General features: G+C 70.9%; 12 protein-coding genes. All 12 read right to left on the reverse strand.

Features of this window, described 5'->3' with window-relative positions; all coding sequences use genetic code 11:
- Positions 1-78 precede the first annotated feature (78 nt).
- Positions 79-783: a tRNA (guanosine(37)-N1)-methyltransferase TrmD gene (gene trmD, locus FHP06_RS06825; protein ID WP_147685941.1), complete on the reverse strand. Its 705-nt coding sequence runs from the start codon at positions 781-783 to the stop codon at positions 79-81.
- The gene (gene rimM, locus FHP06_RS06830; protein WP_147685173.1) at positions 783-1,292 is read right to left on the reverse strand and encodes a ribosome maturation factor RimM; all 510 of its coding nucleotides are present in this window, start codon (positions 1,290-1,292) and stop codon (positions 783-785) included. Before rimM ends, trmD begins: the two co-directional genes overlap by 1 nt.
- A 3-nt stretch (positions 1,293-1,295) precedes the next feature.
- Positions 1,296-1,547, reverse strand: coding sequence for an RNA-binding protein (locus FHP06_RS06835; protein ID WP_147685175.1), 252 nt, complete (start codon positions 1,545-1,547; stop codon positions 1,296-1,298).
- A gap of 2 nt (positions 1,548-1,549) precedes the next feature.
- Positions 1,550-2,116 (reverse strand): 30S ribosomal protein S16, encoded by a 567-nt coding sequence (rpsP, locus tag FHP06_RS06840; protein WP_147685177.1) that lies wholly within the window; start codon positions 2,114-2,116, stop codon positions 1,550-1,552.
- Between the two features lie 162 nt (positions 2,117-2,278).
- Positions 2,279-3,049 (reverse strand): crotonase/enoyl-CoA hydratase family protein, encoded by a 771-nt coding sequence (locus FHP06_RS06845; protein ID WP_147685178.1) that lies wholly within the window; start codon positions 3,047-3,049, stop codon positions 2,279-2,281.
- A gap of 19 nt (positions 3,050-3,068) precedes the next feature.
- The gene (locus FHP06_RS06850; protein WP_222706400.1) at positions 3,069-4,982 is read right to left on the reverse strand and encodes an ABC transporter ATP-binding protein; all 1,914 of its coding nucleotides are present in this window, start codon (positions 4,980-4,982) and stop codon (positions 3,069-3,071) included.
- Positions 4,979-6,715, reverse strand: a complete 1,737-nt coding sequence (locus FHP06_RS06855) for an ABC transporter ATP-binding protein (protein ID WP_147685180.1) — start codon at positions 6,713-6,715, stop codon at positions 4,979-4,981. The genes FHP06_RS06850 and FHP06_RS06855 overlap by 4 nt, the downstream gene beginning before the upstream one ends.
- A 73-nt stretch (positions 6,716-6,788) precedes the next feature.
- Positions 6,789-8,339 carry a signal recognition particle protein gene (ffh, locus tag FHP06_RS06860; protein ID WP_147685182.1) on the reverse strand — a complete coding sequence of 517 codons (1,551 nt, stop codon included), beginning with the start codon at positions 8,337-8,339 and terminating at the stop codon, positions 6,789-6,791.
- Positions 8,340-8,395: 56 nt separating this feature from the next.
- The gene (locus FHP06_RS06865; protein ID WP_147685184.1) at positions 8,396-10,669 is read right to left on the reverse strand and encodes a [protein-PII] uridylyltransferase; all 2,274 of its coding nucleotides are present in this window, start codon (positions 10,667-10,669) and stop codon (positions 8,396-8,398) included.
- Positions 10,670-10,675: 6 nt separating this feature from the next.
- Positions 10,676-11,014: a P-II family nitrogen regulator gene (locus FHP06_RS06870; protein ID WP_147685186.1), complete on the reverse strand. Its 339-nt coding sequence runs from the start codon at positions 11,012-11,014 to the stop codon at positions 10,676-10,678.
- A gap of 1 nt (position 11,015) precedes the next feature.
- Complete coding sequence (locus tag FHP06_RS06875; protein ID WP_147685188.1) at positions 11,016-12,293, reverse strand: ammonium transporter; 1,278 nt, start codon at positions 12,291-12,293, stop codon at positions 11,016-11,018.
- 87 nt (positions 12,294-12,380) lie between these two features.
- Positions 12,381-12,719: a P-II family nitrogen regulator gene (locus tag FHP06_RS06880; protein ID WP_147685189.1), complete on the reverse strand. Its 339-nt coding sequence runs from the start codon at positions 12,717-12,719 to the stop codon at positions 12,381-12,383.
- Positions 12,720-12,726: the final 7 nt, after the last annotated feature.

Here is a 12,726-nt window from a genome sequence, read left to right on the forward strand (position 1 = left end):
AGGGCACGGCGTCGATTCTCTCGTCTACCCGTGTCCGCGAGTGACGCATGAATCGACGTCAGGGCGCGGATACGGGCCTCAGGTCGATTCTTCCGTGGTCCCCGGCGGCAGGAGGTCAGGGCGGCGCTCCGCGGTGCGGGCCTCCGCCTGCGCGCGGCGCCAGGCCGCGACGTTTCCGTGGTGACCGGAGAGCAGGACGTCGGGGACGCCGAGGCCGCGCCACGAGGCGGGCTTGGTGTACACGGGGTACTCGAGCAGGCCGTCGGCGCCGTGGGACTCCTCGGTGAGCGACTCGGGGTTGCCCATGAAGCCCGGCAGCAGGCGGACGACGGCCTCGATGATCGCCAGCGCGGCGACCTCGCCGCCGTTCAGGACGAAGTCGCCGAGCGAGACCTCCTCGACCCGCCACCGGGTGACGGCGTGGTCGACGACGCGCTGGTCGATGCCCTCGTACCGGCCGCAGGCGAAGACCAGGTGCTGCTCGCCGGCGAGCCGCTCGGCGTCGGCCTGGGTGAACGGCACGCCGGACGGCGTGGGCACGACGATGACGCACTCGTCGGTGGCGACGGCGTCGAGCGCCTCGCCCCACGGCTCGGGCTTCATCACCATGCCGGCACCCCCGCCGTACGGGGTGTCGTCGACGGTGCGGTGGACGTCGTGGGTGAAGTCGCGCAGGTCGTGCGTGGCGACCTGCAGCAGGCCGGTCTCCTGCGCCTTGCCCGGCAGGGACAGGCGGAGCGGCGCCAGGTAGTCGGGGAAGATCGTCACGACGTCGATGCGCATCATGCGGCTCCCTCCGGGTCGAGCAGGCCGGGAACGTCGCTCAGGCGGACGTGGCCCGCGGTGAGGTCGACCTCCGGGACCAGCGCCTCGACGAACGGCACGATCACCTCGCGACCGTCGACGTCGACGACGAGCGAGTCCTGCTCGGGCAGGTGCAGGACCGACGTGACGGTGCCGACGACGGTGCCGTCGGCCGCCTGGACCTGCAGGTCGACGAGCTGGTGGTCGTAGAACTCCTCGGGGTCGTCAGGGAGCTCCGACGGGTCGATCTCCGCCTCCAGGAGGTTGCCGGTCAGCTGCTCGGCCGCCGTGCGGTCGGGGACCTCCTCGAACGCCACCAGCAACCGGCCGGAGTGGTGGCGGCTCGACCGGACCGTCAGTGTGCGACCGCCGCAGACGAGCGACGAGCCCGGCGCAAACCTGCGCTCGGGCTCGTCGGTACGTACGGTGACCGCGATCTCGCCACGAATCCCGTGGGCTCGGGACAATCGCCCGACCACGACCAACATCAGCTAGCGCTGACGGTCGACGTCCACGAAGTCGATCCGGGCGCCACCGGAACCGGCGATGGCTCCGGCGACCTTGCGGATCGCGGTGGCGGTACGGCCCTGACGGCCGATCACCTTGCCGAGGTCGCTCGGGTTGACCCGGACCTCGAACAGGTCGCCACGGCGCGTCTGCTTGGCACGCACCTCGACGTCGTCCGGGTGCTCGACGATGCCGGACACCAGGTGCTCGACGACCTCCACCAGCGGCGCGGCCATGCTCAGGCCTCGGACTTCTCGTCCGCGTCGTCAGCCGTGGGCTCCTCGGCGGGAGTCTCCTCGGCCTTGGCCTCCTCGGCGGGCGCCTCGTCAGCCTTGGGCTCCTCAGCCGGGGTCTCCTCGGCCTTGGGCTCCTCAGCCGGGGTCTCCTCGGCCTTGGGCTCCTCGGCGGGCGCCTCGTCAGCCTGGGGCTCCTCGGCCTTCTTCTCCGCCTTCTTGGCCGGCATCTTCTTGACCTTGGGCTCGGCGTGGAGCTCCTTGAGAGCGGCGTCGAAGAGCGCGGCCTTGTCGGCCTTGGGCTCCGGCTCCTTGAGCGACGCCTTGCCACCGATGTCGCCGGTGAGCTTCAGGATCGCGGCGACGGCCTCGGTGGGCTGGGCGCCGACGCCGAGCCAGTACTGGGCCCGCTCCGACTTCACGGAGATGGTCGACGGCTCGGTCTTGGGGTTGTAGGTACCGATCTCCTCGATCACACGACCGTCGCGCTTGGTGCGCGAGTCGGCGACGACGATGCGGTAGTAGGGCGTGCGGATCTTGCCCATGCGCTTCAGGCGAATCTTGACGGCCACGAGTGTGGTGTCTCCTCAGATGTTCGTGATGGTGACGTGCCGGGCCGTGTGGGGACGCGGCCGGCGAAGCCGGTTGGGCCGGTCGGTGCGGGAGAGAGGGCCCTCACACGTCCGGACGCAAGTGACCATTCTGCCAGAACGGTTCCGGAGCGACCAAACCGGTCAGAACGCGCCGTGACGGCCCGCGCCCTCGACGAATCGCTGCGCGCCGTCGGCACCTTCCGCCATGACGACAGGCACGCCGGCCGCACCCTCCTGGCGCAGGGCGGCGTCGAGCGGGAGGTCCCACTGGCTGAACACGGACGCGCGGTCCGTGCGCATGCAGAGCTGCGGGAACTCGGCCAGCTGCTCGGCGAGCGCGTGCGCGGCGGTCAGCGACTGGCCCACCGGGACGACCCGGTTGGCCAGCCCCATCGCCAGCGCCTCGTGCGCGTCGACCGGCCGGCCGGTGAGGATCATGTCGAGCGCGCGACCTTGGCCGACGATGCGCGGCAGGCGGACCGTGCCGCCGTCGATGAGCGGCACGCCCCAGCGTCGGCAGAAGACGCCGAAGATCGCGTCCTCCTCGACGACCCGGAGGTCGGCGAGCAGGGCCAGCTCGAGGCCGCCGGCGACCGCGTAACCGGCGACCGCGGCGATCACGGGCTTGGACAGCGCGATGCGGCTCGGGCCCATCGGCCCGTCGCCGCCCCCAGTCGCGTCGAGCTCGTGGCGGCGCTCCGGGTCGGTGACGGCGCTCAGGTCGGCGCCCGCGCAGAACGTGCCACCGGCGCCGTGCAGCACGGCGACGGCCAACGAGTCGTCGGCCTCGAACGCGTGGAACGCCTCCTTCAGCTCGGCGGCCATCGGGCCGTCGACGGCGTTGCGCCGCTCGGGGCGGTCGAGCGTGATGGTGCAGACGGCGTCGTCGACGTCGTAACGAACCGAGTCCATGCGGCTCAGTCAACCACCGTCAGGTGGTGGCCCCGGCGAACTGTGCGGCATACAGGCGCTCGTACGCTCCCCCGCCGTGGACCAGCGACTCGTGGTTCCCCTGCTCGACGATGCGGCCGTCCTCCATCACGACGATGTGGTCGGCGTCGCGGATCGTGGAGAGCCGGTGGGCGATCACGAAGCTGGTGCGTCCGGACCGCAGCTGCTCCATGGCCTGCTGGACCAGCGCCTCCGTGCGGGTGTCGACGGAGCTGGTGGCCTCGTCGAGCACGAGGATCGCCGGATCGGCCAGGAAGGCGCGCGCGATCGTCAGGAGCTGGCGTTGACCCGCGCTGACGCCTTGCCCCTCCTCGTCGATGACGGTGTCGTAGCCGTCGGGCAGCGTGCGCACGAAGTGGTCGACGTGCGCGGCCTCGGCCGCCCGCTGCACCTCCTCGTCGCTCGCGCGGTGCGCCCCGTACGCGATGTTGTCGCGGATGGTGCCCTTGAACAGCCAGGTGTCCTGCAGCACGACGCCGAAGTTCTCGCGCAGCTCGCCGCGCGACATGTCCGCGACGTCGACGCCGTCGAGCGTGATCCGGCCGCCCTGCAGGTCGTAGAAGCGCAGCACGAGGTTGGTGAGCGTGGTCTTGCCGGCGCCGGTGGGGCCGACGATCGCGATCGTCTCCCCCGGCTCGGCCACCAGGTCCAGGTGCTCGATGAGCGGGCTGTCGGAGTAGGAGAACGTGACGTCGGAGAACTCGACGCGGCCGCGCAGCGGGTCCGGGAAGGGGGCGTCGGCGCGATCGGGCCGCTCCTCCTCCTCGTCGAGCAGCTGGAAGACGCGCTCGGCCGAGGCCATGCCGGACTGCAGCAGGTTGATCATGCCCGCGAGCTGCGCGAGCGGCTGCGTGAACTGGCGCGAGTACTGGATGAACGCCTGCACCTCGCCGATGCTCAGCGAGCCCGACGCCACGCGCAGCGCGCCGACGACGGCGACCGCGACGTAGTTGAGGTTGGACATGAACATCATCACCGGCTGGATGACGCCGGAGATGAACTGCGCCTTGAACGCCGCGCCGAACAGGGCGTCGTTGCGGCGGTCGAACTCCTCGCGCGCCGTGGCCTGCTGACCGAACACCTTGACGACCTGGTGGCCGGTGAAGACCTCTTCGATGTGGCCGTTGACCTTGCCGGTGGCGGCCCACTGCCCGACGAACTGCGGCTGCGAGCGCTGCGTGATCTGCCGGGTCAGGACGATCGCCAGCGGCAGCGTGACCAGCGCGATCAGCGCCAGGAGCGGCGAGATCCACAGCATCATCGAGAGCGTCCCGACGACCATCAGCAGCGACGAGATCATCTGGCTGATGGTCTGCTGCAGCGACTGGGCGATGTTGTCGATGTCGTTGGTGGTGCGCGACATCAGCTCGCCGCGCTCGTGGGTGTCGAGGTACTTCAGCGGGAGCCGGTTGACCTTCTCCTCGACCTCGTCGCGCAGGCCCGCGACCATGCGCTGCACCACGACGGTGGTGAGCCGGCCCTGCGTCCACATCAGCAGCGACGCCACGACGTACAGCGCGATGGCGCCGGTGAGCACCCAGCCGAGAGCGGTGAAGTCGATGCCGGCGCCGGGGTGGAGATCGGTGCTGCGGATCAGGTCGGCGACCCGGTCGTCGCCGCTGCGCTCGAGCGAGTCGATGACCTGCTGCTTCGTCATGCCCTCCGGGAACTGGTCCGAGAGATAGCCGGTGAAGACGATGTCGGTGGCGTGGCCCAGGATCCGCGGTCCGATGACGGACATGGCCGTGGCGAGCACCGCGAAGCCGGCCACGGTGTAGCAGAGCAGCCGGTCGACGAGGAGGCGGTCGAGCATGCGGCGGAACGTGCCCTTGAAGTTGCTCGCCTTCTCGTGGTTCATCGCGCCGCCCCACGCGCCGGGTCCGCGGCCGCTCATGACGAGGCCTCCTCGAGGGTGAGCTGGGACAGGACGATCTCCCGGTACACCTCGCATGACTCCATCAGCTCGTCGTGCGTGCCGGTGCCGACGACGCGGCCGACGTCGAGGACGACGATGCGGTCGGCGCGGCGGATGGTGCTGATGCGCTGGGCGACGATGACGACGGCCGCGTCCTGCGTGACCGGACGCAGGGCGGCGCGCAGCGCGGCGTCCGTGGCGTAGTCGAGCGCGGAGAACGAGTCGTCGAACAGGTAGATGCGCGGCCGCTTGACGACGGCGCGGGCGATGGCGAGACGCTGGCGCTGGCCGCCGGACACGTTGGTACCGCCCTGCGTGATGGGCGCCTCCAGGCCGCCGGGCATCGCCTCGACGAAGTCGCGAGCCTGGGCGATCTCCAGGGCCGCCCAGAGCTCCTCGTCGGTGGCGTCGGTGCGGCCGTACCGGAGGTTCGTGGCGACGGTGCCCGCGAACAGGAACGCCTTCTGCGGCACCAGGCCGATGGACTCCCAGAGCCGGTCGGGGACGAGCGAGCGGACGTCCGTGCCGTCGACGCGCACCGAACCCTCCGTCACGTCGAAGAGTCGCGGCACGAGGTTGAGCAGCGTCGACTTGCCGCTGCCGGTGGAGCCGACGATGGCGGTGGTCTCCCCCGGTCGCGCCACGAGGTCGATGCCGTGGAGCACGGGCTCCTCCGCCCCGGGATAGGCGTACGAGGCGCCGACGACGTCGACGTCGCCGCGCCGGATCGGGACGTCCACCGCGTCCGCGGAAGCCACGACGCTGAGCTCGGTCTCGAGCACCTCGGTGATGCGCTCGGCGGACACCTCGGCGCGCGGCCACAGCATGAGCATGAAGGTGGCCATCATGACCGCCATCAGGATCTGCACCAGGTAGTTCTGGAACGCCGTCAGGGTGCCGACCTGCAGGTCGCCGGACGCGATGCGGAAGCCGCCGAACCACGTGGCGAGCACGACGCTGATGTTCATGATCCCCATGACGGTGGGGAACATCATCGACATCACCCGGCCGGCGGCGATCGAGACGTCCATGTTGGCGCGGTTGGCCTCGCCGAACCGCTCGGCCTCGTGCCGCTCCTTCACGAAGGCGCGGATGACGCGGACGCCCTGGATCTGCTCGCGGCTGACGTCGTTGAGGCCGTCGATGCGCTCCTGCATCTCGCGGAACAGCGGACGCATCTGCCGGATGATCAGGCTGATCGAGATGACCAGGGCCGGGATGACGAGCAGGAGCACGGCGGAGAGCTCGACGTCCTGGCGAAGCGCCATGATGACGCCACCGACGCCCATGATCGGCGCGACGACGAGCATCGTCAGGGTCATGAAGACGAACAGCTGCACCTGCTGGACGTCGTTGGTACAGCGGGTGATGAGCGTGGGCGCGCCGTACTGGGCCATCTCGCGGGCGGCGAAGCCCTCGACCGACGAGAAGACGCCGGCGCGCAGGTCGCGGCCGACCGCCATCGCCGTGCGGGCGCCGACATAGACCGCCACGACCGTGCACGCCATCTGCAGCACGGTGACCGCGAGCATCATCCCGCCGGTGCTCCAGATGTAGCCGATGTCACCGGTGACGATGCCCCGGTCGATGATGTCGGCGTTCAGGCCTGGCAGGTAGAGACTCGCGATGGTCTGGACGAGCTGGAACGCGACGACCACGAGGAGTGGACCGCGGTAGGGAGCCAGGTACCTGCGAAGCAGGGGTATCAGCACCGTTGCAGGTTACAAGCGCTTTCCAACGGTTTCGTCAGTCGAAGGTCTACTCCGGGAGGTCGACCTTCGGCTGTCACATCAGGTCGCGCAGCTCCTTGGGGAGCTCGAACTCCTGGTCGCCCTGATCGAAGCCGAACGCGCTCGCGCCACCGGCACCCCCGGACTTGCCCGCTGCGGCGGCCTTCTCCTCGGCGGCACGCTTGGCCGGGTTGCCCGAGCCGCGCTTGCCCTTCTTCTTCTGCTGCGGCTTCTGCTTGGCACCGGCACGCTTGCCCGGACCCATGCCCGGCATCCCGCCCAGGTTCGGCATGCCCGGCATGCCTCCGCCCTTGGCCATCTGCTGCATCATCTTCTGCGCGGCGAAGAACCGCTCGACGAGCTGGTTGACGTCGCTGACCTGCGTGCCGGAGCCGGCGGCGATACGAGCCCGACGGGAGCCGTCGATCATCTTGGGCTGGTTGCGCTCGGCCGGGGTCATCGACAGGATGATCGCCTTGATCTTGTCGACCTCGCGGTCGTCGAAGTCGGCCAGCTGGTCCTTGATCTGGCCCATCCCCGGCAGCATGCCGAGGATCTTCGTCATCGAGCCCATCTTCGACATGGCCTCGATCTGCTTCAGGAAGTCCTGGAGCGTGAACGAGCCGCCCATGATCTTCTCGGCGTCTGCGGCGGCCTGCTCGGCGTCGAACGCCTTCTCGGCCTGCTCGATGAGCGTCATGACGTCGCCCATGTCGAGGATGCGCGAGGCCATGCGGTCGGGGTGGAAGACGTCGAAGTCGGTGAGCTTCTCGCCCGTGGAGGCGAACATGATCGGCCGGCCGGTGACCGAGCGGACCGACAGCGCGGCACCGCCGCGGGCGTCGCCGTCGAGCTTCGACAGCACGACGCCGGTGAAGTCGACGCCCTCGAGGAACGCCTCGGCGGTCTGCACGGCGTCCTGGCCGATCATCGCGTCGATGACGAACAGCACCTCGTCGGGCTGGACGGCGTCGCGGATGTCGGAGGCCTGCTTCATCAGCTCGGCGTCGATGCCGAGGCGGCCGGCGGTGTCGACGACGACGACGTCGTGCAGCGTGCGGGTGGCCTCGCTGATCGCGTCGCGCGCGACCTTCACGGGGTCGCCCACACCGTTACCGGCCTCGGGGGCGAAGACGGTGACGCCTGCCTGCTCGCCGACGACCTGCAGCTGCGTGACGGCGTTGGGGCGCTGGAGGTCCGCGGCGACGAGCATCGGGCTCTTGCCCTGCTCCTTCAGCCAGCGGCCGAGCTTGCCGGCGAGCGTCGTCTTACCAGCGCCCTGGAGTCCGGCCAGCATGATGACGGTGGGCGGGTTCTTGGCGAACCGGATGCGCCGGGTCTCGCCGCCGAGGATGCCGACGAGCTCCTCGTTGACGATCTTGATGACCTGCTGAGCCGGGTTGAGGGCGCCGCTGACCTCGGATCCTGTGGCCCGCTCCTTGATCCGCGCGATGAAGTCGCGGACGACGGGCACCGCAACGTCGGCGTCGAGCAGGGCGACGCGGATCTCGCGCGCGGTGGCGTCGATGTCGGCCTCGGAGAGCCGGCCCTTGCCGCGCAGGTTCTTGAACGCGGACTGCAGGCGGTCTTGCAGGGTGTCGAACATGGGCTGGCGGGATCCTCAGATGGCTGGAAGGGCGACCTCCCAAGCCTAACGTCCCACTAGGTGAGCGCAGCGGCGACGGCGGCCCGGAGCTGCTCCGCCGCGGTCTCGTCCAGCGGGCGGGCGTCGGCGTCGACGACGTAGAACACGTCGCGGGCCTCGGCGCCGTACGTGGACAGGTGGGCCGAGCGGATCGAGTGGCCGAGCTCCCGGATGGCGCGGCAGACCGTCCAGACCAGGCCGCGCCGGTCCTGGGCGCGCACCTCGACGAGCGTCGCGGTCTCCGAGCGCTGGTGCAGCAGGGTCACCCGCGGGGGCACGGCGTCGGGCGACGGGCTGAGGGCGAGACGGGCGGCCAGGTCGACCTCCCCGGCCAGGATCGGCTTCAGCCGCTCGCGCACCTTGGTCACGTCGACGTCGGCCCGGGTGACCTCCCACATCGACGCCGCCGCGTCGCCGATCGTGACGGTGCGGGCGGACCGGATCTCCAGCCCGAGCACGGCGAGGCCGCCGGCGATCGACTCCATCAGGCCGGGGCGGTCGAGCGTCACGAAGGTCAGCAGCGAGCCCCCGCGGTGGTTCTCCACCTCCAGCGACAGGTCGGTGAGGCTCTGCGAGCCCCAGTCCGGGATCGGCACGTGGGCCGGCCAGCCCTCGTAGGCCTCGGCGTCCGCGGAGGTGGTGCCGTCGAGGCTCGCGCGCACCTTGGCCACCAGGCCGTGCACCAGGCCGCGTCGCCACGACGACCACGCCGACGCACTGGTGGCTCGGGCGTCGGCCTGCGTGAGCGCGGCGAGCAGGTCCAGGAACGACTCGCTCTCGACGTACTCCGCGACGTTGACGGCGGTGGACGGGTCCTCGATGTCGCGCCGTGTTGCGATGTTCGGGAGCAGCAGGTGCCACCGCACCAGGCGGGCGACCACGCGCGCGTCGGCCGCGGAGAAGCCCCAGCGCAGCGCGATCTCCTCGGCCATCGACTCCCCCACCTCGCTGTGGTCGCCGTCGCGGCCCTTGCCGATGTCGTGCAGGAGGGCCGCCACGGCGAGGAGGTCCGGACGGTCGACGTCGCGCGCCACCTCGGCGGCCAGGACGCAGGTCTCGACGCTGTGCCGGTCGACCGTGTAGCGGTGCACGGGCGACGACGAGCCACGCAGCCGGATGTCCGCCCACTCGGGCACCCACCGGTCGGTGACGCCGGCGTAGTCGAGCTCGTCCCACACCGCGACGAGGCCCGGGCCGGCGGTGAGCAGGTCGACCAGGGCGCGCTGGGCGCTCGCCGGCCAGGGCTCCGGGATGTCGCCGAGCGTGCGCGCCAGGTGCTGCGCCGTGCTCGATCCGATCGGCAGCCCGTGCCGGGCGGCCGCGGCCGCGGCACGCAGCGCGATCTCCGGATCCTCGGCCGGGTCGACGCCCTGCAGCACGATGACCTCGTCGTCGAGGCGGCCGACGCCGTCGTCGAGCGGGGCGACGACCGGGCCGGTGGACGTGATCGCGGTCGGCCGCGTCTCCAGGACGTCGTCGACCCGCCGCCACGCCAGCGACGACAGGTGCGCGACCCGCCGGCCGATGTTCCGGGTGTGGTGCTCCAGCTCGTGGGTGTCCCGGTCCAGCAGCCGCGCGACGTCGACGAGGTGCTCGCCGTCGAGCTTCTCCATCCGACGGCCGGACGTCTCGTGCAGGGCGTCGCGGACGTCGAGGAGCGCGGATCGCAGCGCCTCAGCCTCGCCCCGCGGCACGTCGACGAGCCAGGTGGCGACCATCGCCCGCAGCACGACACCGTCGCGGAGCCCGCCGCCGGACTCCTTGAGGTCGGGCACGGCGGCGTGCGCGAGCCAGCCCGATCGCTCGATCCGCGCCTCCCGGGCCTCCCGCACCTCGACCAGCCGCTTCCGGGCGTCCCGCCGCCAGTCGGTCAGCACCTCGGACCGCAAGGCGAGCACCAGCCCGGAGTCGCCGGCCACCGGACGGGCGTCGAGCATGCCCATCGCGGCGCGGTGGTCCTCCAGGGCCGCCTCACGCATCTGCACCGTGTTGCGCACCGAGTGGTCGAGCGCGACCCCCTGGTCCCACAGCGGGTACCAGATGGCCTCGGCGATCTCGCGGATCCGCTCCTCGCCCACCGACGGGTCGTGCAGCAGGACCACGTCGAGGTCGCTCGCCGGCGACAGCTCGGACCGCCCGTACCCGCCGACGGCGACCAGGGCGACGCCCTGTCCCTGCCGCGGGTCGTCGGCCGACCCGACGGCGCCGGCGAACAGCCCACGCAGCAGCCGGTCCGCCTCGAGCGCTCGCGCGCGGCGCCGGTCGCCGAACGCGTCGCCGGAGGGGTCCACTTCGTCCTAGAGGGCAGCTTCGTCGGTCTCGCCGGTGCGGACGCGCACGACCGACTCGACGGGGACGACCCAGACCTTGCCGTCGCCGATCTTGCCGGTGCGCGCGGCGGACGCGATGGCCGAGACCACCGTGTCGGCGTCGGCGTCGTCGACCACGACCTCGCAGCGGATCTTGGGCACCAGCGTCACCTCGTACTCGGCGCCGCGGTAGACCTCGGTGTGGCCCTTCTGCTGGCCGTGGCCGCTGGCCTCGGTGACGGTCATGCCGGCGATGCCGGCCCCGGCGAGCGCCTCGCGGACGTCCTCCCACTTGTGCGGCTTGATGACCGCGGTCACGAGCTTCATGTCATGCCTCCCGTGAAAGGGCGGACCCGCCGCCGATGTTGTCGTACGCCGTCTCGAGGTGCTCGGCCTGGTCGATGCCGGCGACCTCGATCTCTTCGTCGATGCGGAACCCGATCGCCTTGTCGATCACGGTACCGATGATCCACGTGACCACGAACGCGTACGCGCCGACCGCGACCACCGCCACGACCTGCCGTCCGAGCTGGTCGAGCCCACCGCCGTAGAAGAGGCCCGACGACCCGAAGCCGAGGTTCTTCACCGCGGCGTCGCTGGCCAGCAGGCCGATCAGGATCGTGCCCACGACGCCGCCGACGAAGTGGACGCCCACGACGTCGAGCGAGTCGTCGTAGTCGAAGCGGTACTTCAGGCCGACCGCGCAGGCGCACACGGCGCCCGCGGCGAGGCCGATGACCAGGGAGCCGAGCGGCGAGACGCTGCCGCACGACGGGGTGGCCGCCACGAGACCCGCGACCGCACCGGACGCCGCACCGAAGCTGGTGGCGCGGCGGTCGCGCACGACCTCCACCGCGAGCCAGCCGAGCACCGCGGCCGTGGCGGTGCCGGTCGTGTTGATCAGGGCGAGGGCAGCGGTGCCGTTCGCCCCGAGCGCCGACCCGGCGTTGAACCCGTACCAGCCGAACCACAGCAGCCCGGCGCCGAGGAGGACCGCCGGCAGGCTGTGCGGCCGGAACGGGTCGCGCTTCCAGCCGACGCGCCGGCCCACCACGATCGCCAGCGCCAGTGCGGACATGCCGGAGTTGACCTCGACCGCCGTGCCGCCGGCGAAGTCGAACGCCTTGAGGTCGTTGGCGATCCAGCCGCCGCGGATGCCGTCGCCGTCGAACGCGAAGACCCAGTGCGCGACCGGCACGTAGACGATCGTCAGCCAGACCGGCACGAAGACCGCCCAGGCGACGAACTTGGCCCGGTCGGCCACCGCGCCGCTGATCAGCGCGACCGTGATGACGCCGAACAGCATCTGGAAGATCACGAAGATGTACGTCGGGAACGTGCCGGTGAGCGTGTCGGTGCCGATGTTCTTGAGACCGAGGAAGTCGCCGCCGCCGAAGAGGCCGCCGACGGAGTCGCCGAACGCGCCGCTGTAGCCCCAGAGGAACCACACGATGGGCGCGACCGCCAGCGCGTAGAACGTCATCATCATCATGTTGAGGACGCTCTTCGCGCGGACCATGCCGCCGTAGAAGAACGCCAGCCCGGGGGCCATGAGCAGGACGAGGGCCGTCGAGGCCAGCATCCAGGCGGTGTCGCCGGTGTCCATGTGGGTCTCCGATCGTGCGTGCGCACAGCGCTGCGCCCGGACACTACCGTCGCCGAATGCGAGGTGGTGCCCGGACGCAGGCTTTTCTTACAGTGCGGCTTCGTCGGTCTCCCCGGTACGGACCCGCACCACGGACTCCACCGGCACGACCCACACCTTGCCGTCGCCGATCTTCCCGGTCTGCGCGGCGCCGGTGATCGTGGAGACCACGCTGTCCACGTCGGCGTCGTCGACGACGACCTCCAGGCGGATCTTCGGCACCAGCGACACGTCGTACTCGGCGCCGCGGTAGACCTCGGTGTGGCCCTTCTGCTGGCCGTACCCGCTGGCCTCGGTGACCGTCATGCCGGCCACGCCGGCCGCGGCGAGGGCCTCGCGGACCTCTTCCCACTTGTGCGGCTTGATGACCGCTGTGACGAGCTTCATCTGTACT

The sequence above is a fragment of the Aeromicrobium terrae genome (genome assembly GCF_008039565.1).
Taxonomy (GTDB): Bacteria; Actinomycetota; Actinomycetes; order Propionibacteriales; family Nocardioidaceae; genus Aeromicrobium; species Aeromicrobium terrae.